General features: G+C 51.8%; 24 protein-coding genes and 2 pseudogenes. 13 read left to right on the top strand and 13 right to left on the bottom strand.

Annotation, left to right across the window (positions count from 1 at the left end):
• Positions 1–24: 24 nt before the first annotated feature.
• Together glpQ and glpT are read right to left on the bottom strand one after the other, a co-directional pair.
• Positions 25–1,101, bottom strand: a pseudogene (gene glpQ, locus AACU19_RS01730) (glycerophosphodiester phosphodiesterase).
• Positions 1,102–1,105: 4 nt separating this feature from the next.
• A complete protein-coding gene (gene glpT, locus AACU19_RS01725; RefSeq protein ID WP_000948719.1) occupies positions 1,106–2,464 on the bottom strand; it encodes a glycerol-3-phosphate transporter in 1,359 nt (452 codons plus the stop codon).
• A gap of 273 nt (positions 2,465–2,737) precedes the next feature.
• Between glpT and glpA the strand changes: the two genes are divergently transcribed.
• The 5 genes and pseudogenes from glpA to AACU19_RS01700 form a co-directional block, all read left to right on the top strand.
• A complete protein-coding gene (glpA, locus tag AACU19_RS01720; RefSeq protein ID WP_105277999.1) occupies positions 2,738–4,366 on the top strand; it encodes an anaerobic glycerol-3-phosphate dehydrogenase subunit A in 1,629 nt (542 codons plus the stop codon).
• A complete protein-coding gene (gene glpB, locus AACU19_RS01715; protein ID WP_105277998.1) occupies positions 4,356–5,615 on the top strand; it encodes a glycerol-3-phosphate dehydrogenase subunit GlpB in 1,260 nt (419 codons plus the stop codon). Before glpA ends, glpB begins: the two co-directional genes overlap by 11 nt.
• Complete coding sequence (glpC, locus tag AACU19_RS01710) at positions 5,612–6,802, top strand: anaerobic glycerol-3-phosphate dehydrogenase subunit GlpC (protein WP_001000389.1); 1,191 nt, start codon at positions 5,612–5,614, stop codon at positions 6,800–6,802. The genes glpB and glpC overlap by 4 nt, the downstream gene beginning before the upstream one ends.
• Before the next feature lie 193 nt (positions 6,803–6,995).
• Positions 6,996–7,955, top strand: coding sequence for an ISNCY family transposase (locus AACU19_RS01705; protein ID WP_105277997.1), 960 nt, complete (start codon positions 6,996–6,998; stop codon positions 7,953–7,955).
• A pseudogene (locus tag AACU19_RS01700) lies at positions 7,956–8,141 on the top strand (hypothetical protein); the annotation flags it as partial.
• A gap of 40 nt (positions 8,142–8,181) precedes the next feature.
• Here AACU19_RS01700 and yfaU read toward each other — a convergent pair.
• From yfaU to AACU19_RS01670, 6 genes are all read right to left on the bottom strand, one after another.
• The gene (yfaU, locus tag AACU19_RS01695) at positions 8,182–8,985 is read right to left on the bottom strand and encodes a 2-keto-3-deoxy-L-rhamnonate aldolase (protein ID WP_000992985.1); all 804 of its coding nucleotides are present in this window, start codon (positions 8,983–8,985) and stop codon (positions 8,182–8,184) included.
• Between the two features lie 16 nt (positions 8,986–9,001).
• Complete coding sequence (locus AACU19_RS01690) at positions 9,002–10,291, bottom strand: MFS transporter (RefSeq protein ID WP_001308785.1); 1,290 nt, start codon at positions 10,289–10,291, stop codon at positions 9,002–9,004.
• Between the two features lie 56 nt (positions 10,292–10,347).
• Positions 10,348–11,553, bottom strand: coding sequence for an L-rhamnonate dehydratase (rhmD, locus tag AACU19_RS01685; protein ID WP_001389850.1), 1,206 nt, complete (start codon positions 11,551–11,553; stop codon positions 10,348–10,350).
• A 14-nt stretch (positions 11,554–11,567) separates the two neighbouring features.
• Positions 11,568–12,350, bottom strand: coding sequence for an IclR family transcriptional regulator (locus AACU19_RS01680; RefSeq protein WP_000894180.1), 783 nt, complete (start codon positions 12,348–12,350; stop codon positions 11,568–11,570).
• 219 nt (positions 12,351–12,569) lie between these two features.
• Positions 12,570–13,772 carry a nicotinamide mononucleotide deamidase-related protein YfaY gene (locus tag AACU19_RS01675; RefSeq protein WP_000958555.1) on the bottom strand — a complete coding sequence of 401 codons (1,203 nt, stop codon included), beginning with the start codon at positions 13,770–13,772 and terminating at the stop codon, positions 12,570–12,572.
• A 99-nt stretch (positions 13,773–13,871) separates the two neighbouring features.
• The gene (locus AACU19_RS01670) at positions 13,872–14,414 is read right to left on the bottom strand and encodes a YfaZ family outer membrane protein (RefSeq protein WP_105277996.1); all 543 of its coding nucleotides are present in this window, start codon (positions 14,412–14,414) and stop codon (positions 13,872–13,874) included.
• A 278-nt stretch (positions 14,415–14,692) separates the two neighbouring features.
• Between AACU19_RS01670 and nudI the strand changes: the two genes are divergently transcribed.
• On the top strand, positions 14,693–15,118 hold the full coding sequence (gene nudI / locus AACU19_RS01665) for a nucleoside triphosphatase NudI (RefSeq protein WP_105277995.1): 426 nt from the start codon (positions 14,693–14,695) through the stop codon (positions 15,116–15,118).
• Between the two features lie 38 nt (positions 15,119–15,156).
• Here nudI and ais read toward each other — a convergent pair whose 3' ends face one another.
• Positions 15,157–15,759, bottom strand: a complete 603-nt coding sequence (gene ais / locus AACU19_RS01660; RefSeq protein ID WP_001360820.1) for a lipopolysaccharide core heptose(II)-phosphate phosphatase Ais — start codon at positions 15,757–15,759, stop codon at positions 15,157–15,159.
• A gap of 307 nt (positions 15,760–16,066) precedes the next feature.
• On the opposite strand from ais, the gene arnB reads away from it, so the two are divergent.
• From arnB to arnF, 7 genes are read left to right on the top strand one after another with little or no spacing between them, the layout of a single operon-like run.
• Positions 16,067–17,206, top strand: coding sequence for a UDP-4-amino-4-deoxy-L-arabinose aminotransferase (gene arnB, locus AACU19_RS01655; RefSeq protein WP_105277994.1), 1,140 nt, complete (start codon positions 16,067–16,069; stop codon positions 17,204–17,206).
• Between the two features lie 3 nt (positions 17,207–17,209).
• Positions 17,210–18,178 (top strand): undecaprenyl-phosphate 4-deoxy-4-formamido-L-arabinose transferase, encoded by a 969-nt coding sequence (gene arnC / locus AACU19_RS01650; protein ID WP_000461649.1) that lies wholly within the window; start codon positions 17,210–17,212, stop codon positions 18,176–18,178.
• Positions 18,178–20,160 carry a bifunctional UDP-4-amino-4-deoxy-L-arabinose formyltransferase/UDP-glucuronic acid oxidase ArnA gene (arnA, locus tag AACU19_RS01645; protein WP_105277993.1) on the top strand — a complete coding sequence of 661 codons (1,983 nt, stop codon included), beginning with the start codon at positions 18,178–18,180 and terminating at the stop codon, positions 20,158–20,160. The genes arnC and arnA overlap by 1 nt, the downstream gene beginning before the upstream one ends.
• Positions 20,157–21,047: a 4-deoxy-4-formamido-L-arabinose-phosphoundecaprenol deformylase gene (arnD, locus tag AACU19_RS01640; protein ID WP_105277992.1), complete on the top strand. Its 891-nt coding sequence runs from the start codon at positions 20,157–20,159 to the stop codon at positions 21,045–21,047. Before arnA ends, arnD begins: the two co-directional genes overlap by 4 nt.
• Positions 21,047–22,699 carry a lipid IV(A) 4-amino-4-deoxy-L-arabinosyltransferase gene (arnT, locus tag AACU19_RS01635; RefSeq protein ID WP_032303435.1) on the top strand — a complete coding sequence of 551 codons (1,653 nt, stop codon included), beginning with the start codon at positions 21,047–21,049 and terminating at the stop codon, positions 22,697–22,699. Before arnD ends, arnT begins: the two co-directional genes overlap by 1 nt.
• Complete coding sequence (gene arnE / locus AACU19_RS01630; protein ID WP_000638030.1) at positions 22,696–23,031, top strand: 4-amino-4-deoxy-L-arabinose-phosphoundecaprenol flippase subunit ArnE; 336 nt, start codon at positions 22,696–22,698, stop codon at positions 23,029–23,031. Before arnT ends, arnE begins: the two co-directional genes overlap by 4 nt.
• On the top strand, positions 23,031–23,417 hold the full coding sequence (gene arnF, locus AACU19_RS01625; RefSeq protein ID WP_000523868.1) for a 4-amino-4-deoxy-L-arabinose-phosphoundecaprenol flippase subunit ArnF: 387 nt from the start codon (positions 23,031–23,033) through the stop codon (positions 23,415–23,417). The genes arnE and arnF overlap by 1 nt, the downstream gene beginning before the upstream one ends.
• On the opposite strand, the gene pmrD is transcribed toward arnF, so the two are convergent.
• The 4 genes from pmrD to menB form a co-directional block, all read right to left on the bottom strand.
• Positions 23,411–23,677 (bottom strand): signal transduction protein PmrD, encoded by a 267-nt coding sequence (gene pmrD / locus AACU19_RS01620; RefSeq protein WP_032184684.1) that lies wholly within the window; start codon positions 23,675–23,677, stop codon positions 23,411–23,413. The genes arnF and pmrD overlap by 7 nt on opposite strands.
• A gap of 109 nt (positions 23,678–23,786) precedes the next feature.
• A complete protein-coding gene (menE, locus tag AACU19_RS01615) occupies positions 23,787–25,142 on the bottom strand; it encodes an o-succinylbenzoate--CoA ligase (protein WP_105277991.1) in 1,356 nt (451 codons plus the stop codon).
• Positions 25,139–26,101, bottom strand: a complete 963-nt coding sequence (gene menC / locus AACU19_RS01610) for an o-succinylbenzoate synthase (RefSeq protein WP_105277990.1) — start codon at positions 26,099–26,101, stop codon at positions 25,139–25,141. Before menC ends, menE begins: the two co-directional genes overlap by 4 nt.
• On the bottom strand, positions 26,101–26,958 hold the full coding sequence (gene menB, locus AACU19_RS01605) for a 1,4-dihydroxy-2-naphthoyl-CoA synthase (protein WP_000640000.1): 858 nt from the start codon (positions 26,956–26,958) through the stop codon (positions 26,101–26,103). Before menB ends, menC begins: the two co-directional genes overlap by 1 nt.
• Between the last annotated feature and the right edge of the window lies 1 nt (position 26,959).

Raw genomic sequence — 26,959 nt, 5'->3', positions numbered from 1 at the left:
CATAAGTGCCATCCGGTAGTTAATTTACTCTTTATTAAGGAATTTTACTGCCTTATCAGGGAAATCAGTAAACAGCCCATTTACACCCGCTTTGTTATACAGAGCATCATATAACTGATTCACATCAGTAGTGTATTCAGGCAGCTTATCTGACCGCACGGTGTAAGGATGTACTACCAGTTTATTCTGCTGAGCATCTTGCACCATGCCAGTGAGTTTGATATTACCTGGCTGCGATGTCTCCTCAATCAACATATGATAATCCGGACCAATACCATCAGCATATTCCGCCACCTGTTTCATGGCCCCCGGCTTAAACATCCAGTCGTAGTTGTAATTAACCCAGCTTCCGTCCGGTTGTTTCTGCTGAGTTTCGTTCCAGTCGGTATAGGCAATCAGCTGTACCAGATTGAGGTCCATGCCCATTTTAGGTTCCAGCTCATTCTTAATACGCTTCAGTTCATCGGCATCAAAACATTGCAAATAAACTTTGTCGTCCTAACCGCTATAACCATATTTCTTCAGCACTTCCAGCGTTTTTGCCGCAATATCCTTCCCTTCCTGATGGTGGAACCACGGCGCTTTAATTTCTGGATAGATACCGATATTTTTCCCAGTGGAGTGATTTAACCCCTGAACAAATTCAATCTCTTCTTCAAAGGTGTGCACCCGGAAGTCAGACTTACCCATTGGGAAACGCCCCGGATAAGTCTGTACTTTTTTACCGTTTTCAATATCAAAACCTTCGGTAAATTTCAGTGACTTAATTTCATCCAGTGTGAAATCTATCGCGTAGTAACGACCGTCTTTGCGCGCCCTGTCCGGGAAACGATCGGCAACATCAGTAACACGATCGAGATAATGGTCATGCAGAACAACCAGATGGTCGTCTTTGGTCATCACCAAATCCTGTTCCAGATAATCCGCTCCCTGCGCATAAGCCATCGCTTTTGCTGGCAGCGTATGCTCCGGTAAATATCCACTGGCACCGCGATGGGCGATGACTATTTTTTCGTTGCTATCCGCCGCCATTGCACTGCTTCCCATGATCATTCCACTCATCATGATCGCCATGCTAAGGTTTTTTAGCGTCAATTTCATGCCATTAGCCTCCGTTGCGTTTTTGCAGTAATTCCTGATGACGACGTTTTTCGCCAATCATCACAACAATCAACAAGATAACCGCGAGAATGCTGCCGCCAATCATTACCATAAAGCCGCCATCCCAGCCGAAGAAGTCCACTGTGTAGCCAACAATCGCGCTCGCCGCCACCGAACCGCCCAGGTAACCAAACAGCCCGGTAAAGCCCGCTGCCGTACCTGCCGCTTTTTTCGGTGCCAGTTCCAGCGCATGCAGACCGATCAGCATCACAGGACCGTAGATCAGGAAGCCGATAACAATCATACAAATCATATCGACGTTCGGATTGCCCGCCGGGTTCATCCAGTAAACGATAGTCGCGATGGTCACCAGTGTCATAAAGAAGACTCCGGTTGCCCCACGGTTACCGCGGAAGACTTTATCCGACATCCAGCCGCATAACAGGGTGCCCGGAATGCCCGCATACTCATAGAAGAAGTAGGCCCAGGAGGATTTATCCAGCGCGAAATGCTTAACTTCTTTCAGGTAGGTCGGTGACCAGTCGAGGATGCCGTAACGCAGCAGATAAACGAACACGTTGGCGATGGCGATGTACCACAGCAGTTTGTTCGGCAGCACGTACTGCATGAAAATTTGCTTCGCGGTCAGCTCCTGTTCCGCTTTTTCGTTATAGTCGTCCGGATAATCGTTTTTGTACTCTTCGATTGGCGGCAAGCCACAGGATTGTGGGGTATCGCGCATCATCGCAAAGGCGAATAGTGCCACCAGAATGGCGCAGAAAGCGGGCATATAGAGGGCCGCGTGCCAGTCATTGAACCAGGCCATCCCCAGCAGGAACAGCAGCGGCGGAATACCACCACCGACATTGTGTGCGCAGTTCCACACCGACACAATGCCGCCACGTTCTTTCTGCGACCACCAGTGCACCATAGTACGACCACACGGCGGCCACCCCATACCCTGGAACCAACCGCAGAGGAACAACAGTACAAACATCACCGCAATGCTCGATGTCGCCCATGGCACAAAGCCCATAAACAGCATCACTGCCGCCGCCAGAATCAAACCTGCGGGGAGGAAAACGCGCGGATTCGAGCGATCCGACACCGAACCCATGATGAATTTCGAAAATCCATAGGCGATCGAGATCCCAGAAAGCGCGAAACCTAAATCACCGCGTGAGAATCCCTGCTCCACCAGGTAAGGCATCGCGAGAGCAAAGTTCTTACGAACCAAATAGTAAGCAGCATAGCCAAAGAATATCCCCAGGAAAATTTGCCAGCGCAATCGACGATAAGTCGGATCGATCTCCGCGGCAGGTAAGCGCGCTTTGTGTGGCGCCGGTTTAAAAATACTCAACATTGAAAGCCTCCGTGGCCCGTGGTCTTATTTATGATTAACAGCCTGATTCAGTGGGAGAACCTGCCGTTTCTTGAGTTGCCGCGATGTTAAGAAAACATTCAGAAATTAAATGTGAATTGCCGCACACATTATTAAATAACATTTACAGAATGTTCAAAATGACGCATGAAATCACGTTTCACTTTCGATTTATGAGCGAATATGCGCGAAATCAAACAATTCATGTTTTTACTATGGCTAAATGGTAAAAAAACGAACTTCAGAGGGATAACAATGAAAACTCGCGACTCGCAATCAAGTGACGTGATTATCATTGGCGGCGGCGCAACGGGAGCCGGGATTGCCCGCGACTGTGCCCTGCGCGGGCTGCGCGTGATTTTGGTTGAGCGCCACGACATCGCAACGGGAGCCACCGGGCGTAACCACGGTCTGCTGCACAGCGGCGCACGCTATGCGGTAACAGATGCGGAATCGGCCCGCGAATGTATTAGTGAAAACCAGATACTCAAACGCATTGCACGTCACTGCGTTGAACCGACCAACGGCCTGTTTATTACCCTGCCGGAAGATGATCTCTCCTTCCAGAGCACTTTTATTCGCGCCTGCCAGGAAGCAGGGATCAGAGCAGAAGCGATTGATCCACAGCAAGCGCGCATTATCGAACCTGCCGTTAACCCGGCACTGATTGGCGCGGTGAAAGTTCCGGATGGCACTGTTGATCCATTTCGTCTGACCGCAGCAAACATGCTGGATGCCAAAGAACACGGTGCGATTATCCTTACCGCTCACGAAGTCACGGGGCTGATTCGTGAAGGCACGACGGTGTGCGGCGTTCGTGTACGTAACCATCTCACCGGCGAAACGCAGGCTCTCCATGCGCCTGTCGTGGTTAATGCCGCCGGGATCTGGGGGCAACATATTGCGGAATATGCCGATCTGCGCATTCGCATGTTCCCGGCGAAAGGGTCGCTTCTGATTATGGATCACCGCATTAATCAGCATGTGATCAACCGCTGCCGTAAACCTTCTGACGCCGATATTCTGGTGCCTGGCGATACCATTTCGCTGATTGGCACCACCTCTTTACGTATTGATTACAACGAGATTGACGATAATCGAGTGACGGCAGAAGAAGTGGATATTCTGCTGCGTGAAGGGGAAAAACTGGCCCCCGTGATGGCGAAAACGCGTATTTTGCGGGCTTACTCTGGCGTGCGTCCGCTGGTTGCCAGCGATGACGACCCGAGCGGACGTAACGTCAGCCGTGGCATCGTGCTGCTCGATCATGCTGAACGCGATGGTCTGGACGGATTTATCACCATCACCGGTGGCAAACTGATGACCTATCGGCTGATGGCGGAATGGGCTACCGACGCGGTATGTCGCAAGCTGGGCAATACGCGCCCCTGTACGACCGCCGAACTGGCACTTCCAGGTTCACAGGAACCCGCTGAAGTTACCTTGCGTAAAGTCATCTCCCTGCCTGCCCCGCTGCGCGGTTCTGCGGTTTATCGTCATGGCGATCGCACGCCTGCCTGGCTGAGCGAAGGCCGTCTGCACCGCAGCCTGGTATGTGAGTGCGAAGCGGTAACTGCGGGTGAAGTGCAGTACGCAGTAGAAAATTTAAACGTTAACAGCCTGTTGGATTTACGTCGTCGCACCCGTGTGGGGATGGGAACCTGCCAGGGCGAGCTCTGCGCCTGCCGCGCTGCCGGACTGCTACAGCGTTTTAACGTCACGACGTCCGCGCAATCTATCGAGCAACTTTCCACCTTCCTTAACGAACGCTGGAAAGGCGTGCAACCCATCGCCTGGGGAGACGCATTGCGCGAAAGCGAGTTTACCCGTTGGGTTTATCAGGGACTTTGTGGTCTGGAGAAGGAGCAGAAAGATGCGCTTTGATACTGTCATTATGGGCGGCGGGCTCGCCGGATTACTCTGTGGCCTGCAACTGCAAAAACACGGCCTGCGCTGTGCCATTGTCACTCGTGGTCAAAGCGCGCTGCATTTCTCATCTGGATCGCTGGATTTGCTGAGCCATCTGCCAGATGGCCAACCGGTGACAGACATTCACAGTGGACTGGAATCTTTGCGTCAGCAGGCACCTGCCCATCCTTACACTCTTCTCGGGCCACAACGCGTACTCGATCTCGCTTGCCAGGCGCAGGCATTAATCGCTGAAAGCGGTGCGCAATTACAGGGCAGCGTAGAACTGGCCCACCAGCGTGTTACGCCGCTCGGTACTCTGCGCTCTACCTGGCTAAGTTCGCCAGAAGTCCCCGTCTGGCCGCTGCCCGCGAAGAAAATTTGTGTAGTGGGAATTAGCGGCCTGATGGATTTTCAGGCGCATCTTGCGGCGGCTTCATTGCGCGAACTGGATCTTAATGTTGAAACCGCAGAAATAGAGCTGCCAGAACTGGATATCCTGCGCAATAACGCCACCGAGTTCCGCGCGGTGAATATCGCCCGTTTCCTTGATAACGAAGAAAACTGGCCTCTGTTAATTGATGCGCTTATTCCTGTCGCCAATACCAGCGAAATGATCCTGATGCCCGCCTGCTTCGGCCTGGCTGATGATAAACTCTGGCGGTGGCTGAACGAGCAATTGCCCTGTTCATTAATGTTACTGCCGACATTACCACCTTCAGTGCTGGGCATTCGTCTGCAAAACCAGTTACAGCGCCAGTTTGTGCGCCAGGGGGGCGTGTGGATGCCGGGCGATGAAGTGAAAAAAGTGACCTGTAAAAATGGCGTGGTGAATGAAATCTGGACCCGCAATAACGCCGATATCCCGCTGCGTCCACGCTTTGCCGTGCTCGCCAGCGGCAGTTTCTTTAGTGGTGGACTGGTAGCGGAACGTGAAGGCATTCGTGAACCAATTATTGGTCTTGATGTGCTACAAACCTCTACGCGGGGTGAATGGTATAAGGGAGATTTTTTTGCGCCGCAGCCGTGGCAGCAGTTCGGTGTCACCACTGATGAGGCGCTGCGCCCGTCGCAGGCGGGGAAAACCATTGAGAACCTGTTTGCCATCGGTTCGGTGCTGGGCGGATTTGATCCCATTGCCCAGGGATGCGGCGGCGGTGTTTGTGCCGTCAGTGCTTTACATGCCGCTCAACAAATTGCCCAACGCGCAGGAGGCCAACAATGAACGACACCAGCTTCGAAAACTGCATTAAGTGCACCGTCTGCACCACCGCCTGCCCGGTGAGCCGGGTGAATCCCAGCTATCCGGGGCCAAAACAAGCCGGGCCGGATGGCGAGCGTCTGCGTTTAAAAGATGGTGCACTGTATGACGAGGCACTGAAATATTGTATTAACTGCAAACGTTGCGAAGTCGCCTGCCCGTCCGATGTGAAGATTGGCGATATCATCCAGCGCGCGCGGGCGAAATATGACACCACGCGCCCGTCGCTGCGCAATTTTGTGTTGAGTCATACCGACCTGATGGGTAGCGTTTCCACGCCGTTTGCTCCAATCGTCAACACCGCTACCTCGCTGAAACCAGTGCGGCAATTGCTTGATGCGGCGTTAAAAATCGATCATCGCCGCACGCTACCGAAATACTCCTTCGGTACGTTTCGTCGCTGGTATCGCAGCGTGGCGGCTCAGCAAGCGCAATATAAAGACCAGGTGGCTTTCTTTCACGGCTGCTTCGTTAACTACAACCATCCGCAGTTAGGTAAAGATTTAATTAAAGTGCTCAACGCGATGGACACCGGCGTACAACTGCTGAGCAAAGAAAAATGCTGCGGCGTGCCGCTCATCGCCAACGGTTTTACCGATAAAGCACGTAAACAAGCAATCACGAATGTAGAGTCGATCCGCGAAGCTGTGGGGGGAAAAGGCATTCCGGTGATTGCCACCTCCTCGACCTGTACGTTTGCTCTGCGCGACGAGTACCCGGAAGTGCTGAATGTCGACAACAAAGGCTTACGCGATCACATCGAACTGGCGACCCGCTGGCTGTGGCGCAAGCTGGACGAAGGAAAAACGTTACCGCTGAAAACGCTGCCACTAAAAGTGGTTTATCACACCCCGTGCCATATGGAAAAAATGGGCTGGACGCTCTACACCCTGGAGCTGTTGCGTAAAATCCCGGGGCTTGAGTTAACGGTGCTGGATTCCCAGTGCTGCGGTATTGCCGGAACTTACGGTTTCAAAAAAGAGAACTACCCCACCTCACAAGCCATCGGTGCACCACTGTTCCGCCAGATAGAAGAAAGCGGCGCGGATCTGGTGGTCACCGACTGCGAAACCTGCAAATGGCAGATTGAAATGTCTACAAGCCTTCGCTGCGAGCACCCGATTACACTGCTGGCCCAGGCGCTGTCTTAATCTTCCTTGTGATGCCCGGTAAGCGCATTGCTTATCGGGCATTTTTGCGGGCGCGATTCCTCGCTCAATGTATGCGTTGCATCGCTTTGAAAATTCTTCTGAAAACGTCTCGCAAAGGCAGAAACTGGCAGATGTCATTGTTTCGAGATCCCCGTAATGTCGCGTCATCATAAATATCAGGTGACGGACAACCATGACCGAATCAACAACCTCCTCCCCGCATGATGCGGTGTTTAAAACCTTTATGTTCTCGCCCGAAACCGCGCGGGATTTTCTCGAAATACATCTACCGGAGCCACTGCGTAAACTTTGCAACCTGCAAACCTTACGCCTGGAACCCACCAGCTTTATTGAAAAAAGTTTACGCGCTTACTACTCGGATGTTTTGTGGTCGGTGGAAACCAGCGATGGTGACGGCTATATCTACTGCGTGATTGAACATCAAAGTTCCGCAGAAAAGAATATGGCTTTTCGGCTAATGCGCTATGCCACCGCCGCCATGCAGCGTCACCTGGACAAAGGCTATGACAGAGTCCCTCTGGTGGTGCCGTTGCTGTTTTATCACGGCGAAACCTCGCCCTACCCGTACTCACTCAACTGGCTGGATGAGTTTGACGATCCGCAACTTGCCCGGCAGTTGTACACCGAAGCTTTTCCGTTGGTGGATATCACCATCGTGCCTGACGAAGAGATCATGCAACATCGGCGTATAGCTCTGCTGGAACTGATTCAAAAGCATATTCGCGACCGCGATTTAATCGGTATGGTCGACAGGATCACCACGCTTTTGGTTAGAGGCTTCACTAATGACAGCCAGGTACAAACGCTGTTTAATTATCTTCTCCAATGCGGCGATACCTCCCGTTTCACCCGTTTTATTCAGGAGATTGCCGAACGTTCACCACTACAAAAGGAGAGATTGATGACTATTGCTGAACGGCTACGGCAGGAAGGGCATCAAATTGGCTGGCAGGAAGGTAAAATTGAAGGTTGGCAGGAGGGGAAATTGGAGGGTTTGCAGAAAGGCAAAGTAGAAGGTATGCATGAACAAGCCATTAAAATTGCCTTGCGCATGCTGGAACAGGGCTTTGAACGTGAGATTGTGCTGGCGACAACCCAACTCACTGATGCTGATATTCCGAACTGTTATTAAAAGGAGAGATTGATGACTATTGCTGAACGGCTACGGCAGGAAGGGCATCAAATTGGCTGGCAGGAGGGCATGCATGAACAAGCCATTAAAATTGCTTTGCGCATGCTGGAACAGGGCATTGATCGTGACCTGGTGCTCGCTGCCACCCAGCTAAGCGAAGCCGATCTGGCAGCGAATAACCACTAATTAACACAGGCCCACAGCCGATCCCCGTGGGCCTTTGATATCAATAACTACCTTTTATGCGTGGCTCATTTTTGCCTGATTTAAACATCGCCAGTCGTTGATCCAGGGCATCGCTGTAGAGCATCGTGTCAACGCCAACAGCGACAAAGTTCGCTCCCCATGCCAGGCATTGCTGCGCCATATCAGGAGCCACAGCCAGAAAACCAGCCGCTTTACCCGCAGCACGGATCCGCCGAATACTGGTTTCAATAATTCGCTGCACTTCCGGGTGCCCGGCGTTATCCGGGTAGCCCAACGAGGCAGAAAGATCCGCAGGTCCAATAAACACGCCGTCAATCCCTTCGACGTCGAGGATTTCGTCCAGGTTATCCAGTGCTGTTTTACTTTCCACCTGCACCAACAGACAAAGCGAATCGTTGACTTGCGCCATGTAATTCTCAATGCGTCCCCAGCGCGCAGCCCGTGCCACACTGGCCCCGACACCACGCTCACCGTAGGGAGGATAGCGCGTGGCAGACACCACCTGACGTGCCTGATCGGCAGTATCGACCATCGGGATCAGTAGAGTTTGCGCGCCAATATCCAGGACTTGTTTAATCAGCGACTTACTGGCTTCCACCGGACGGATCACGGGTTGGCTGGCATAGGGCGCTACCGCCTGTAGCTGGTGATAAAGATCCTGAATGGTGTTTGGCGCGTGCTCCCCGTCAATCAGCAACCAGTCATAACCGGAGGTGGCGGCAATTTCTGCCATATAAGAAGTAGTCGAGCTTAACCACAGACCAATTTGCACTTCGCCCTTGCGTAAACGTTCTTTAAAGGGATTGGTTAATAATGCGTTCATGGTGTTCCTTAACCTATTAATGATGTGCCACGTCGGTCTGCGCAACAGTGCGATTTACACGCAGAGTGAAAATAATCAGCGAACCGATGACCGCCACCGCTGCCAGCGTCAGTAATCCAGCCGCATCGCTGGCAAACAACGTTTCTGCTTTCACGCGCAGGATCGGGGCAATAAACCCGCCCACTGCACCAAACAGGTTTACAAAACCAATCCCCGCCGCCAGCGCCGTACCGGAAAGCAGTTGTGTCGGCATCGTCCAGAACACCGGCTGCACGGCAATAAACCCGATGGCTGCAACACACAGCGCTACGATCGCCAGTACTGGAGAAAGCAGCCCGGAGAGACCAATACCAATGCCCGCCGCCAGTAATGTCAGCGCCGCGACATTACGCCGTTCGCCGGTTTTATCGGAATAGCGCGGAATAAGCCAGGTCCCAAACAAGGCCGCGACCCACGGAATGGCGGTGACCACCGACGCCGTAAAGCCCACTTTTGTCCCCAACAATGCAGCAACCTGCGTCGGCAGGAAGAAAATTAATCCGTAAACCGCCACCTGAATGGTCAGGTAGATAATCGCCAGTTGCCAGACTCGCCCATTACGCAGCGCATCGCTCAGTCGAGAAGTCACTTTCTGTTGTTCTTCACTTGCCAGTTGGTTGATAAGCAACGTTTTTTCTTCTTTACTCAGAAAACGAGCCTGCTCCGGCGTGTCATCAAGCCAAAAGAATGTGAATACACCAGCGCCGACTGCCAGCAATCCTTCAATCACAAACATCCAGAACCAGCCGGGATGCCCCATAAATCCATGCATCTCCAGCAGCGCGCCGGAAAGCGGTGATCCCAGTGTTAACGCCAACGGTGCGCCCATATAGAACAGCCCCATAATGCTGGCGCGATTACGCTGCGGAAACCATTGCGAGGTGAGATAAATCATACCAGGGAAGAACCCGGCCTCCGCAGCACCAAGCAGAGTGCGAACGATCAGAAATTTCGCTTCAGTATCGGCCCATGCCATGGCTGCCGAAAGAAATCCCCACAGCAGTGTTGTCGTACCAATCCAGGTTCTTGCCCCCAGTTTGCGCATCAAAAGATTCGCCGGAACACCCAGAAACGCATATACCACAAAAAAAATGCCTGCTCCCAGCGCATAAGCTTCATTACTCAGCCCGGTATCAATCTGGTAGGTCTGTTTGGCAAAACCGATATTCGAACGGTCGAGAAACGCCAGCACATACAGCGCCAACATAAACGGAATTAAACGCGCACGGTTTTTCTTCACCACGGCGTCAAGCAAAGCGGTGCTCATAAAAAGCTCCTTAAAATATGTGGGCGTTACCGTTGTCACAGCAACGCCCGGAATGATTAGTGGCTGTAGGGGCGTTTCAAATTGCAGTCACGATTGAGCTCGACGCCGAAACCGGGTTTATCAAGCACTGATTTATGAATACGACCATTCACCGGCACTGGCTCATTAAGCAGAATCGGATCAAATTGCGGACGCATCGTTGAACAATCCGGGCTGGTCATCAGGAATTCGCTGAATGGCGTATTGGTGAAGGTGATCACCGCATGGTGAGAGTAAACAGACGAACCGTGCGGCACCACCAGTTGCCCTCTGGATTTGGCGATTGCGGCAATTTCCACCAGCGTGGTTAAGCCACCGCACCAGCCAACATCCGGCTGCATAATGTCGATACCGGTTTCTGAAAGCGTACGGAAAGATTGCAGTGTGCCGTGATGCTCACCGCTGGTGACCATCATTCCGACTGGCGCGTTACGTTTCAGTTCGCGATAACCTTCATACTGCTGTGGCGGCAGGCACTCTTCGATCCATTTCAGGTTATAGGGCGCGCAAGCGTGGGCCAGTTTGGTGGCATAGTTCACGTCCTGACTCATCCAGCAGTCGAGCATTAACCAGAAATCCTCACCGCATTTTTCACGCATATCCGCGACCATAGCGGCATCTTTGCGGATCCCCGCATCGCCATCATGTGGCCCCCAGTGCGTCGGCATTTTGCCACCGATAAAGCCCATCTCTTTTGCCAGATCCGGACGCGCACCTGTGGCGTAGAACTGAATCTCATCACGAACTGCGCCGCCTAAAAGTTTATAAACCGGAAGCCCGACCACTTTGCCGAACAGATCCCACAGAGCCAGATCGACACAGGAAATCGTATTCATCACCAGGCCACCAGAGCCGGAGTAATACAGGGTGGCATTGAGCATTTGATCGTGGATCAGTTTGATATCACTGACACATTTACCCTCAATGAAACGGTTAAGGTGTTTTTCGACAATAAAACAGCCCATTTCACCGGCTGTCGAAACGGCGAATCCGGTCTGGCCGTTTTCTGCTTCGACTTCAACAATCAACGTGCCAAGAACGTTAATGCCAAATGACTGGCGTGACTGCTCGTAATCGCGGTATTTACTCATCGGGGTGGCAATATGATCGTCAATCCAGTGATTCGCCCCCTGGTCGTGATAATCACCGCCGCCAGCGCCTTTTTCTGCTGTCGCACCGCCAGTAAACCAGGCGCGAACCTGTTTGATTTTTGGTAGGGTCATGCTGTTCTCCATTGTTATGAGGCCTGTAAGTCAAAGGGACTTTTCCATCCCAACAGACGTGAAATATCCCTGGCGCAGGCAATGGCCTTGCCCGCCAGATAATCACGGTATTCTTCATTGATTTGTAAGCGGGTACCGACCACCGAGATCGCAGCGGTAAGCTCGTTATTGGCGTTAAACACCGGCGCCGCGACACAACGGACATCGGCGTAATCTTCGCCGTTGTCATAGCTCCAGCCCTGACGGCGAATACGCGCCAGTTCTTCGTGAAGTTGCTGTGGATGAGTAATCGTTGTGGGTGTCACCTGCTCCCAGACCAGCCCTTCGATAATACTTTGCTGTACAGATGCAGGTTGCCAGGCTAGCAGGCATTTACCTATTCCGGAGCGATAAAGCGAAAGGCTTTTTCCTTCATGGGAACGCACGCTGATAGTGGCTGATGACTCCACTTTCAAAATGTAATAAGCGCTGCCGTTATCAATAATCCCCAGGTGACATAACAGCCCGGTGGTATCCATCAGTTGCGTCAAACGCGGTCGAGCCAGTTCCCGGAGATCCATCTTGCTTAACGCATGACCGGAAAGCTCCACCAGCTTGGTCCACAAACAAAAATTTTCCTGGTGATCAAGGCTAAGAAAACGCTGACGCCTGAGTTCATTAAGCAGCAAATAGGCCGTGCTTTTAGGGATCCCCAATGTGTCAATGATCGTCGCAGCACTACAGGGGCCAATGCGGGCAATCAAATTGAGAATATCAATAGCCCGTGTCAGGGCGGGAACTTTGCTTGATTCCAACATACTGGACTCCAGTCTTAGATACTGGAATCAGTCTCGTTGCTCAGGGGGAGTAAAATTGTGAAGCGCATCAAATCCCGCACCTCGTCCAGCGGGCTGGAGAAATTACGCACAAATTTGTGAATCAACGCACGGATTTTTTCTTATTGAGTACAACAGGTTGGACAAATTTTGCCGGAGGGGGAATGTGCCGGTGCAGTAAACCGGCACGGAGTGGCGGAATCAGACAGATAAAGTCATGGACTCAACAACCTCAATCCAGCCATGCTCACTGGCGATGTCCTGACCGTTTAACCAACGGCGCAGCATATTCAGTGCCATCATTGCGCACACTTCCTGACGGATAGCCAGGCTGTAGCGCGTAGTGCTGAAACGCACACGCAGAGCGAAAGTGCCGTCTGGCGAGGCTAGCGCAAAGTTGAGATGTTCGTTCTCGAAACCAGAAACAGCCAGTGCCAGCCCGGCAAAATGGTTGGCACGCCGTTCTGTAATCCAGTGCGCAGTTTGCGCCAGGGTTTCTTCCTGTGAAGGAACTACTTCACACGCCAGCAATGGAGCACCTGCGCGAGAAAGTTGCAAAGCCAATAAACCACCAGTGAATTGCTCACTCAATGTCAGGCTGAACTGACGGCTTTGCAATTCGCGGCTGATCTGCGCGGGCAGTCCTTCAGTGCCTTCGAAAATCACGCTCTGTCCGGCAACACGTTTAACGTCCAGCCACAGTTTTTCCATCGCCTGTTGCTCGCTTGCCGGTCCGGTCAGCTTAAGTTCAATTATCGGCATGGAAGAGCGATAGCCCATTGTTACGCCCGGCGGTAGTTGCAGGGAGTCCAGGCTTTGCGCCAGATCGCTTTCCGAACGACCAAAGGTAGTCAAACGCAGACAAACCGGCGGCTGCGGTAAAGAAAAACGCTCGCGCAGGCGCGGCAGGATTTCGTGCTCGACCATCACCTTAAATTCCGACGGTACGCCGGGGGTAAAGAACATCAGACAACGATTAAGCTGCACGGCAAAACCACAAGCGGTGCCTACCGGGTTATTGATAAATTCTGCACTGGCAGGTAGCTCCGCTTGTTTACGGTTGCTCGGTGCCATCACCCGTCCACGTTCGCGAAAATAACGTTCCATCTCTTTGAGCCAGGCCTCATGCAGCACCAGGCCTTCTCCTTTTGCAGTCGCAGCGGCGAGTGCGCTTAAATCATCACTGGTCGGCCCCAGCCCGCCGTTCACAATCAGCACATCGGCGTGCTGACTACGTTCACGAAGAATGGTCACTAAGTCATCGAGGTTATCCCCCACCGTATTACGGCGAGATAATGGCAACCCCTGATGAAAGAAAAAATCGGCCAGCCAGGCAGCGTTAGTGTCAACGATTTGCCCGTGTAACACTTCATCCCCGGTGGATAACATTTCCACTGTTAACATGGTTATCTCCTGCTTTTGTTATCGAATCACTATAACGCAAAGGGAGATAAGGCGTAGTAAGAAACTGAATGGCGCGACAGAATGCCGCGCCGGAAGGCATCAGAAACTGGCGTTAACGCCAACATATGGACCGTCAGCCACGGCGTTGTCGCGGTTACCATCTTTACCCGACAGATTCAGATAGCGATAACCCGCCTCAATACTGACTGGACGCATAATGGTGTAACGCGCACCAGCATTCGCTTCCTCATAACTTTGAATACCGCTGGAGAGCGAATCCGGGGAGTAGTAATACTCGCCAAACAAACGGAAGCTGTCGCCAATCTGCCACTGCAAACCACCACCAACAGCAGCGGCATAGCCTTCATCGCCGTAATTCGGGTTGGTGTAAATACCTTTACCGCCAACGGTCGCCATTAACGGACCAAGAGGCAGATTCAACCCCAGCCCCACACCCGCGACGTCACCGTCGTCGTCGTTATGTGTCCAGTTACCGCTTAACGCCAGGCCCGTCGATTCCGTACCAAAACCGACACCAATATTGGTGTATTCTTTACCCGCCTGACCGCTGATACTCATTGCATTGACCGATGCAGAAACCAACAGCATTCCGGCCAGACCTGCTAGCGCAATTTTTTTCATTATCCCCTTTCCCACAAGCAATTAATCATAATTCCCAAAGCTGCGGGATTGTACTGCCTGGCGCTGAGGATTCAATGAGCGAAAAAAGGGATCTAGTCACTTATTGTAACTAAATACTTCTTAAATAATTAAACGCCGAAAAAATAAACACACTTTACCGATACACACAAAAATAATAATAAGTGCAGTTATCATCGCAAAAGAAATTACTGTCACTTTCACATATTTCTGAGTTACCGTATTCTCATGGTTTCTTTTTATTTATAAGGAATATCCCCGTGCGACAACGGACTATTGTTTGCCCTTTGATTCAAAATGATGGTGCTTATTTGCTGTGTAAAATGGCCGACGATCGCGGCGTTTTCCCCGGTCAATGGGCGCTTTCGGGTGGCGGCGTAGAGCCTGGCGAACGAATTGAAGAGGCACTACGCCGCGAAATTCGCGAAGAACTGGGAGAACAGCTGCTTTTGACAGAAATCACGCCGTGGACCTTCAGCGATGATATTCGCACCAAGACGTATGCAGATGGTCGCAAGGAAGAGATTTATATGATTTACCTGATTTTTGACTGCGTTTCTACCAACCGAGAAGTGAAAATAAACGAAGAGTTTCAGGACTACGCGTGGGTAAAACCTGAAGATCTGATGCACTATGATTTGAATGTCGCCACCCGAAAAACGTTACGTTTGAAAGGTCTTCTGTAATAATGATGACAGCCATTACTGGCTGTCAGATTGAAAATTTAGTGGTTAACGAATTCCCCATCCAGATAAACTTTGCCTTTTTCCACATGCATGACTAAACCATCCAGATAATCAGGTTTAAATGTCGCATCACGCTTATCTTTAGCAATATATGTCAGGCAATGATTATGGGTGAAAATAACGATATTTTTATCAGGCGCTTTGCTTTGTAAGTCCTTAATTGCACTATAAATCTCATTACCGCACTGAAGAAGTCGTTTATCTACCGTCAGCTTTTTACCCGCTGAAAACCAGGTCGCCGACTGAATGGTCCGGACGGTATTACTGGAATAAAGATCGAAATCAGGGATATCAGCACTAAAAGCGTTGCCCAGTTCACGGGCATCCTGGGTACCTTTGACCGTAATACCTGTTTTATCTGACAAGCATTGATTGGTTGAACGATCGCAACGTTCAGCATGGCGAAACAAAACGACAACCGTGTGCTGCTGTGCCAGTCTGGCCAGTGTTTTATTGTCGATACGTGGCAAACCATTACTACTCCAGGCGGCATGAGTACCCAGTCCGGCAATTGCAGCGAGCACCAGTAAAATGATGAAATATTTTTTTGACTTCAACGAAGAGCGGCAAAAAGCTAACACGTAAACTCCACCTATAGACAAGTGCAACCAGACAATTACCGTGAAATTGAGCGACATTTCTGGCGATAATTAGCAGTTGGTGTAATATTAAAAATCCTACGATGCCGGCAAAATGCCTCAAAATTTTGCCAAATGCAAAGCCTAAATAAGAAAAAATATAAAAATTTCAATATTTACGTCTAATATTAATTTCTTAAGGTTAAGTTAATATTCTATCCTTAGAATTTCGCTCCAAATGGCAAAATATACACAACACTCTTTATAGCAAATATAAGTGGACAGGTATTCAATGGCGGAAGGAAAAGCAATGTCAGAATTTTTGCCTTTTTCGCGACCAGCAATGGGCGTGGAGGAACTCGCAGCAGTTAAAGAGGTTCTTGAATCCGGTTGGATCACAACCGGTCCGAAGAATCAGGCGATTGAACAAGCCTTTTGCCAGTTGACGGGAAATCAGCATGCCATCGCGGTCAGTTCAGCCACCGCCGGAATGCATATCACGCTAATGACGTTGGAAATTGGCAAGGGCGATGAAGTGATTACGCCTTCCCTGACCTGGGTTTCAACCCTCAATATGATCTCCTTGTTGGGTGCAACGCCGGTAATGGTGGATGTCGACCGCGATACGCTGATGGTCACGCCTGAAACGATCGAAGCAGCCATTACGCCACGCACTAAAGCCATCATTCCGGTGCATTATGCCGGTGCGCCAGCAGATATTGACGCCATTCGCGCCATTGGCGAACGTTACGGCATCGCAGTTATCGAAGATGCTGCCCATGCCGTCGGTACGTATTACAAAGGCCGACATATTGGCGCAAAAGGTACCGCTATTTTTTCGTTTCACGCCATCAAAAATATTACCTGTGCGGAAGGTGGCCTGATTGTTACTGATAATGAAAACCTTGCCCGCCAGCTACGGATGCTGAAATTTCACGGTCTGGGTGTCGATGCATATGACAGACAAACCTGGGGCCGTGCACCGCAAGCTGAAGTCTTAACGCCGGGCTATAAGTATAATCTGACCGATATTAACGCCGCGATTGCCCTGACCCAGTTAGCCAAATTAGAGCACCTCAACACCCGTCGGCGCGAAATTGCTCTGCAATATCAGCAAGCACTGGCAGCTCTCCCCTTTGAGCCATTAAGCCTTCCCGCCTGGCCGCACGTTCACGCCTGGCATCTGTTTATTATTCGTGTCGATGAACAACGTTGTGGTATCAGTCGCGATGCGTTGATGGAAGCGTTAAAAGAAAGAGGCATTGGTACCGGGTTACATTTCCGCGCCGCTCACACACAAAAATATTATCGCGAGCGTTTTCCCACGCTGTCGTTACCGAATACCGAATGGAATAGCGAACGCATCTGTTCGTTGCCGCTGTTCCCGGATATGACCACCGCCGATGCCGTCCGCGTCATCACAGCCCTTCAGCAACTCGCAGGACAATAAGCCATGTTTGAAATCCACCCTGTTAAGAAAGTCTCGGTGGTTATTCCCGTTTATAACGAGCAGGAAAGCTTACCGGAATTAATCAGGCGCACCACCACAGCCTGTGAATCACTGGGGAAAGAGTATGAGATCCTGCTGATTGATGACGGCAGTAGCGATAATTCCGCGCATATGCTGGTCGAAGCTTCGCTAGTGGAGGGCAGCCATATTGTGTCTATTTTGCTTAACCGCAATTACGGACAACATTCAGCGATTATGGCGGGTTTCAGTCACGTTACCGGCGACTTAATTATTACCCTCGATGCCGATCTCCAGAATCCTCCAGAGGAGATCCCCCGCCTGGTGGCAAAAGCCGATGAAGGTTACGACGTAGTAGGAACTGTACGCCAGAACCGCCAGGACAGCTGGTTTCGTAAAACCGCTTCGAAGATGATCAACCGACTTATTCAGCGCACCACCGGCAAAGCAATGGGTGACTACGGTTGTATGCTGCGCGCCTATCGCCGTCATATTGTCGATGCGATGTTGCACTGCCATGAACGCAGCACCTTTATCCCGATTCTGGCGAATATCTTCGCCCGCCGCGCCATTGAAATTCCAGTGCATCATGCCGAGCGTGAGTTTGGTGAATCCAAATACAGCTTTATGCGCCTGATTAATTTGATGTACGACCTGGTGACCTGCCTTACTACTACGCCGCTACGTATGCTGAGTCTGCTCGGCAGCATTATTGCGATTGGAGGTTTCAGCATCGCGGTACTGCTGGTGATTTTACGCCTGACCTTCGGCCCCCAATGGGCGGCAGAAGGCGTCTTTATGCTATTTGCCGTGCTATTTACTTTTATTGGCGCTCAGTTTATTGGCATGGGACTACTCGGTGAATATATCGGCAGGATCTACACCGATGTCCGCGCCCGCCCCCGCTATTTTGTTCAGCAAGTTATCCGTCCATCCAGCAAGGAAAATGAATAATGAAAACCGTCGTTTTTGCCTACCACGATATGGGATGCCTCGGTATTGAAGCCCTGCTGGCTGCCGGTTACGAAATTAGCGCTATTTTTACTCATACTGATAATCCCGGTGAAAAAGCCTTTTATGGTTCGGTAGCTCGTCTGGCGGCGGAAAGAGGCATTCCGGTTTATGCGCCAGATAACGTTAATCATCCGCTGTGGGTGGAACGCATTGCCCAACTATCACCTGATGTGATTTTTTCTTTTTATTATCGCCATCTTATTTGCGACGAAATTTTGCAGCTCGCTCCCGCAGGTGCATTTAATCTGCATGGTTCGCTGTTACCAAAATATCGTGGTCGCGCGCCGCTGAACTGGGTGCTGGTGAACGGTGAAACGGAAACTGGCGTTACATTGCACCGAATGGTGAAACGTGCCGATGCCGGGGCCATTGTGGCGCAACTGCGCATTGCCATTGCGCCAGACGATATCGCCATTACGCTGCATCATAAGTTATGTCATGCCGCGCGCCAGCTACTGGAGCAGACATTACCCGCCATTAAACACGGTAATATTCTGGAAATCGCCCAGCGCGAAAACGAAGCCACCTGTTTTGGTCGCAGAACACCGGAAGACAGTTTCCTCGAATGGCATAAACCGGCATCCGTGCTGCACAACATGGTGCGTGCCGTTGCCGATCCGTGGCCGGGTGCCTTCAGCTATGTTGGTAATCAGAAATTTACCGTCTGGTCGTCACGCGTGCATTCTCATGCGCCCGCAGCACAACCGGGGAGCGTGATTTCTGTTGCGCCACTGCTGATTGCCTGTGGCGATGGCGCGCTGGAAATCGTCACCGGACAGGCGGGAGACGGCATTACTATGCAAGGCTCGCAGTTAGCGCAGTCGCTGGGTCTGGTGCAAGGTTCACGCTTGAATAGCCAGCCTGCCTGCACCGCCCGACGCCGTACTCGGGTACTCATCCTCGGGGTGAATGGCTTTATTGGCAACCATCTGACAGAACGCCTGCTGCGCGAAGATCATTATGAAGTTTACGGTCTGGATATCGGCAGCGATGCGATAAGCCGTTTTCTGAATCATCCGCATTTTCACTTTGTCGAAGGCGATATCAGTATCCATTCCGAATGGATTGAATATCACGTCAAAAAATGTGATGTCGTCTTGCCGCTGGTGGCAATAGCCACGCCGATTGAATATACCCGCAACCCGCTGCGCGTCTTTGAACTCGATTTTGAAGAGAATCTACGCATTATCCGTTACTGCGTGAAGTACCGTAAGCGAATCATCTTCCCGTCGACTTCAGAAGTTTATGGGATGTGTAGCGATAAATACTTCGATGAAGACCATTCTAATTTAATCGTCGGCCCGGTGAATAAACCACGCTGGATTTATTCGGTGTCTAAACAATTACTTGATCGAGTGATCTGGGCCTATGGCGAAAAAGAGGGTTTACAGTTTACCCTCTTCCGCCCGTTTAACTGGATGGGGCCACGACTGGATAACCTTAATGCAGCGCGAATTGGCAGCTCCCGCGCTATTACGCAACTCATTCTCAATCTGGTAGAAGGTTCACCGATTAAGCTGATTGATGGCGGAAAACAAAAACGCTGCTTTACTGATATTCGCGATGGTATCGAGGCGTTATACCGCATCATCGAAAATGCGGGAAATCGCTGCGACGGCGAAATTATCAACATTGGCAATCCTGATAACGAAGCGAGCATTGAGGAACTGGGCGAGATGCTGCTGGCGAGCTTCGAAAAACATCCGCTGCGCCATCACTTCCCACCGTTTGCGGGCTTTCGCGTTGTCGAAAGTAGCAGCTACTACGGCAAGGGATATCAGGACGTAGAGCATCGTAAACCAAGCATCCGTAATGCCCGCCTCTGCCTGGACTGGGAACCCAAAATTGATATGCAGGAAACCATCGACGAAACGCTGGATTTCTTCTTGCGCACCGTCGAGCTTACGGATAAACCATCATGACAAAAGTAGGCTTACGCATTGATGTCGATACCTTTCGTGGCACCCGTGAAGGCGTGCCGCGTCTGCTGGAAATCTTGAGTAAGCATAATATTCAGGCCAGCATTTTTTTCAGCGTCGGCCCGGACAATATGGGCCGCCATCTCTGGCGACTGGTGAAGCCACAGTTTTTGTGGAAGATGCTGCGCTCAAACGCGGCATCGCTTTATGGCTGGGATATTTTACTGGCAGGTACGGCCTGGCCAGGTAAAGAGATTGGTCATGCCAATGCCGATATCATTCGTGAAGCGGCTAAACATCACGAAGTCGGCCTGCACGCCTGGGATCACCATGCCTGGCAAGCCCATAGCAGTAACTGGGATCGGCAAACAATGGTCGACGATATCGCACGCGGCCTTCGCACCCTGGAAGAAATTATCGGCCAACCGGTAACCTGCTCCGCAGCCGCTGGCTGGCGTGCCGACCAGCAGGTGATCGAAGCAAAAGAAGCGTTCCATTTGCGCTACAACAGCGATTGTCGTGGGGCGATGCCGTTTCGTCCATTGCTCGAATCAGGAAAACCCGGTACTGCGCAAATTCCGGTGACCTTACCCACCTGGGATGAAGTGATTGGTCGGGATGTGAAAGCAGAAGATTTTAACGGTTGGCTACTCAACCGCATCCTGCGAGATAAAGGCACGCCGGTTTATACCATTCATGCAGAAGTTGAAGGCTGCGCTTATCAGCATAATTTTGTGGATCTCCTGAAACGCGCAGCCCAGGAAGGCGTGACATTTTGCCCTTTAAGCGAACTGTTATCAGGGACGTTGCCGCTCGGACAAGTTGTTCGCGGAAATATTGCCGGACGTGAAGGCTGGCTGGGTTGCCAACAAATTGCGGGTAGTCGCTGATGAAATCGGTACGTTACCTTATCGGCCTCTTCGCGTTTATTGCCTGCTATTACCTGTTACCGATCAGCACGCGTCTGCTCTGGCAACCAGATGAAACGCGTTATGCGGAAATCAGTCGGGAAATGCTGGCATCCGGCGACTGGATTGTGCCCCATATGTTAGGGCTACGTTATTTCGAAAAACCCATTGCCGGATACTGGATTAACAGTATTGGGCAATGGCTATTTGGCGCAAATAACTTTGGTGTGCGGGCAGGCGTTATCTTTGCGACCCTGTTAACTGCCGCGCTGGTGACCTGGTTTACTCTGCGCTTATGGCGCGATAAACGTCTGGCTCTACTCGCCGCAGTGATTTATCTCTCACTGTTTATTGTCTATGCCATTGGCACTTATGCCGTGCTCGATCCGTTTATTGCATTCTGGCTGGTGGCGGGAATGTGCAGCTTCTGGCTGGCAATGCAGGCACAGACGTGGAAAGGCAAAAGCGCGGGATTTTTACTGCTGGGAATCACCTGCGGCATGGGGGTGATGACCAAAGGTTTTCTCGCCCTTGCCGTGCCGGTATTAAGCGTGCTGCCATGGGTTGCAACGCAAAAACGCTGGAAAGATCTCTTTATTTACGGCTGGCTGGCGGTTATCAGTTGCGTACTGACGGTTCTCCCCTGGGGACTGGCGATAGCGCAGCGGGAGCCTGACTTCTGGCACTATTTTTTCTGGGTTGAGCATATTCAACGCTTTGCAATGGATGATGCTCAGCATAGAGCTCCGTTCTGGTACTACTTGCCGGTCATCATTGCCGGTAGCCTGCCGTGGCTGGGATTACTCCCCGGAGCACTGTACACAGGCTGGAAAAACCGCAAGCATTCCGCAACCGTCTATTTATTGAGCTGGGCGGTAATGCCGCTGCTGTTTTTCTCCGTCGCCAAAGGCAAATTGCCCACCTATATTCTTTCCTGCTTTGCACCTCTGGCAATGCTGATGGCGCATTACGCTTTGCTGGCAGCAAAAAATAATCCTCTGGCGTTGCGGATTAATGGCTGGATTAACATCGCTTTTGGCGTCACTGGCATTATTGCTACGTTTGTGGTCTCCCCTTGGGGACCAATGAACACGCCGGTGTGGCAAACCTTCGAGAGCTATAAAGTCTTCTGTGCATGGTCGATTTTTTCGCTATGGGCATTTTTCGGCTGGTATACCTTAACAAACGTCGAAAAAAACTGGCCTTTTGCCGCACTTTGCCCGCTTGGGCTGGCATTGCTGGTAGGATTTTCAATTCCTGACAGAGTCATGGAAGGAAAACATCCGCAATTTTTTGTCGAGACGACACAAGAATCACTGCAGCCAAGCCGCTATATTCTTACCGATAGCGTCGGCGTTGCTGCTGGTCTGGCATGGAGCCTGAGACGTGATGACATCATCATGTATCGCCAGACAGGGGAATTGAAATACGGCCTAAATTATCCGGATGCGAAAGGGAGATTTGTCAGCGGTGATGAGTTCGCAAACTGGCTTAATCAACATCGTCAGGAGGGGGTTATTACACTCGTGCTTTCGGTTGACCGCGATGAAGATATCAACAGTCTCGCCATTCCGCCCGCAGATGCCATCGATCGTCAGGAGCGTCTGGTGCTGATTCAGTATCGGCCCAAATGATCTGGCTAACATTAGTCTTTGCCAGCTTGCTTAGCGTTGCCGGGCAGTTGTGTCAGAAACAAGCAACCTGCTTTGTGGCGATAAACAAACGGCGCAAACATATCGTGCTGTGGCTGGGACTGGCGCTGGCTTGTCTTGGCCTTGCCATGGTGCTCTGGCTGCTGGTCTTGCAGAACGTACCGGTAGGCATTGCCTACCCGATGTTAAGTCTGAATTTTGTCTGGGTGACGCTGGCTGCAGTAAAACTGTGGCACGAGCCGGTATCACTGCGTCACTGGTGTGGGGTGGCGTTCATTATTGGCGGCATTGTGATCCTCGGGAGTACGGTGTAATGGGCCTGATGTGGGGATTATTCAGCGTCATTATTGCCTCAGCTGCGCAATTAAGCCTGGGTTATGCGGCGAGTCATCTACCGCCGATGACGCACTTATGGGATTTTATCGCGGCGCTGTTAGCTTTTGGCCTGGATGCCCGGATACTGTTACTCGGGCTGCTGGGTTATCTGCTTTCCGTTTTTTGTTGGTATAAAACGCTACATAAACTTGCGTTAAGCAAAGCCTATGCCTTGCTCAGTATGAGCTATGTGCTGGTATGGATTGCATCTATGGTACTTCCCGGCTGGGAAGGAACTTTTTCTCTGAAGGCACTACTGGGAGTAGCCTGTATTATGAGTGGGTTGATGCTGATTTTCCTGCCCACGACAAAACAACGTTACTGAGTTTTCTCAGCCGATTGACACTGCCGTTCCCACTCATCGGGGCTGTAGCTGCATGCCGAGAGGACTTTCACCGTATGTAGCTTTTCACGATTAATGCAGTAAAGCGCATTCTGCAAAGGGGAGAGTAAATCGCCCACTTTCACGGCGAAGTCACTCTTCACTTCGGCGATCATTTTTATCGCGCCGCCAGCATCGCAGAGCATAAGTACATGTCTGTTATCTTGTTTATCGCAGCACGATTTTTTGACCAGCCATTCCATTGCATTATCCTGTTTGCTAAGAGTTTTCACATCAATTTACAGATTAACAGATAAACTCTTTATCAACGGCAATGGAATGGCAGAAATGAGAAGTGCAACGGATGGCTAATTATTGCTGGCGTTGCACCCACTCTTTTAGCGCCTGACGTGAAATTTTAATACCGCCGTTTTTCAGCTCCGGCGGCAAAGTCAGCCAGCGCACCGGTTGTTGAAAACGGGCCAGCTTATCTTTCACCCATTCGCCAAGATCAACGCTTTGATGGTCATACTCCACCACCGCTACCGGTCGATGACCAAACTCCTTGTCAGCAACGGGAACGATAAACACCTGCAAAACCGCAGGATGTGCAGCAATAACGCGCTCGACTTCTTCTGGCTGAATGCCTTCGCCACCACTGAAGAACAGATTGTCTAAACGTCCGACAATGGTCAGCTTGCCATTATGCATCTCACCGCGATCGCGCGTGGCGTACCAGCCTTCGTCATTCACCAGCGCCACCAGTTGCCCGTTACGCCAGTAACCTTCAGCCGTGCTGGCAGCCCGCAACCACACTTCGTCGTTTACGATTTTCACTTCCCGACCCGGCAGCGGCGAACCGACATCTGCCAGACCGTCGGCTTCTTTCGCACACACCGTGGAGGCAAACTCGGTCAGACCATAGCCGCAAAAGCAACGAATCCCCTGCTCGCGCGCCTGTTCCGTCAACTCGACCGGGATAGCCGCGCCGCCAAGTAACACCGCTTTCAGGGAAACGGAACTGCGGTTAATCAGCAAACGCCAGAGCTGTGTTGGCACCAGTGAAGCGTGCGTACAGCCTGCCAGCATTTGCTCCAATGGCTGTTTATCACGCACCGTCATCCGCGCACCAGCGTATAACCAGCGCCACAGAATTCCCTGACCGGAGACGTGAAACAGCGGTAAAGAGAGCAACCAGTCATCGTGATCGCCAAACGGAATCAGCGATAACACCCCTTCGGCGCTGGCAAGATGGGCCTGATAAGTATGAACAGCGGCTTTCGGCAACCCGGTGGAGCCAGAAGTTAACGTCATTGAGCACAGACGCGTCGGCTGCCACGCAGCGGCATGTACGCCTTCAACCTGCTGAATATGCAGCGACGTTAACGCCGAAAATGTGTTATCCCCTTCCGGCACAAGTGCAAATTGCAGCGTCAGATTGGGCAACAATTCCTCAAGCAACGGTTGCGGCAACTGTGGATTCACGGGCAGCACCCGCGCTCCGCATTGCAGTAGCGCCAGCCAGGAGAGCAGCGTTTGTGGCGTATTCCACGCCCGCAACATCACGCCGCTGCCCTCAACCACGCCCTGCGCCGCAAAGCCTGAGGCTAATTCATCGACGCGAACACAAAGCTCGCGCCAGTTGAGTTGCTCATCATTGAGACGTAAGGCGATGGCTTCTCCCCGCACTTGCCGCCAATGACGCCACGGCCAGTCAGAGAAGATCATAACAACCGCTCCAGTGCATCAACGTCGACAAAAGGCAGCGTGCTACCCGGCCAGCGACGAACCTGCTGCGCCTGCATCAGATCCAGCGTGTCCAGCCCCGGGATAGTGTCTAGCGTTAACCAGGCGGCAATCCGCGCCAGTTGCGTTAAGCCTAAGCTCGACTCAATAGATGAACTGATCACCGCCGTCAGCCCCAACGCGTGCGCCGCCTCTACCTGCTCGCGTACTTTCTCCAGGCTGCCCGTGAGCGTGGGTTTGATCACCACCGCTCGCACGCCTTCTTCCGCCACAAAGGCAAAATCCGGCTCACGCAGGCTTTCATCCCAGGCAATGGCAATACCCGTTTCACGGGCAAAGGCGCGGGAATCCTCGCGGGTTTTGCACGGTTCTTCGAGAAACGCGATGCGGGGGCGATAATCCGGGTTAACGTATTTGGCAAACTGCTGGCCTTTCAGCGGCGTCCAGGCGCGATTCGCATCAAGACGCAAATGCAGATCCGGAATGGCCTCCAGCAACAGATTAACCACCATGCCGTCGCGCACCGCTTCATACAATCCCACTTTGACCTTCGCCACTTTCTCACCTGGCATATCGGCAAGTTTGAGGATCAGATCGTCAGGATCACCATTACACAACGGTGCAGCACGGAAATTTGCCGCCTGTGGTAACGTTTCTGCCAGCTCAGCCAATGCACAGCTTACGCCAAAGGCGACGGAAGGCATTTGCGGTAATTCGCAATCGCCTGCCAGCCAGTTATTTACCCAGGCAAGCAGCACACTTTGCGCCTCTTCCCAGGTTTCCTGACTGAAGCCCGGCAGTGGGGAGATCTCCCCCCACCCTTCGCGCTCGCCCTCGCGCAGGCAAACGTATAGCCCGTCGCGGGTTTTTAACCGCCTGTCGCGCAGAACCACCCCCGCGTCCATGGGGATCTGCCAGCGGTATACCTGCGCGCTACGCATTACGGATTCCGTTTAAATTTGCTGAAGTCAGGCTGACGTTTCTGGTTGAAGGCGTTGCGACCTTCCTGCCCTTCTTCTGTCATGTAGAACAGCATGGTGGCGTTGCCCGCCAGCTCCTGCAGACCCGCCTGACCGTCACAGTCAGCGTTCAGCGCAGCTTTCAGGCAACGCAGCGCCATCGGGCTGTTTTGCAGCATTTCGCGGCACCAACGCACGGTTTCTTTTTCCAGATCTGCCAGCGGCACCACGGTGTTCACAAGGCCCATATCCAGCGCTTGTTTCGCGTCGTACTGACGGCACAGGAACCAGATTTCACGCGCTTTTTTCTGCCCAACAATGCGCGCCATATAGGAAGCGCCCCAGCCGCCATCGAAGGAACCAACTTTCGGGCCAGTCTGACCGAAGATGGCGTTTTCCGCCGCGATGGTCAGGTCGCACATCATGTGCAGAACGTGACCGCCGCCGATGGAGTAACCCGCTACCATCGCGACAACCGGTTTCGGACAGGTACGGATCTGACGCTGGAAGTCCAGCACGTTCAGATGATGTACGCCGGAATCATCTTTATAGCCGCCGTAATCGCCACGCACTTTCTGGTCGCCACCAGAGCAGAACGCTTTATCACCTGCACCAGTCAGAATGATCACGCCGATGTTGTCGTCATAACGCGCATCTGCCAGTGCCTGGATCATCTCTTTGACCGTCAGTGGACGGAAGGCATTGCGCACCTGCGGACGATTAATGGTGATTTTTGCGATACCGTCGGTGGATTTTTCATAACGAATGTCCTCGAAACCTTCGGAGCAGTCGTGCCATTCAACCGGTGCGTAAAGCATTGCTTCATCAGGATAAATCATA

Origin of the sequence: Escherichia sp. MOD1-EC4550 (assembly GCF_963876935.1) — a bacterium.
GTDB classification, from domain to species: Bacteria; Pseudomonadota; Gammaproteobacteria; order Enterobacterales; family Enterobacteriaceae; genus Escherichia; species Escherichia coli_F.
Note: the sequence above shows the minus strand (reverse complement) of the source record. Positions and strands in the feature narration are given on the sequence as shown.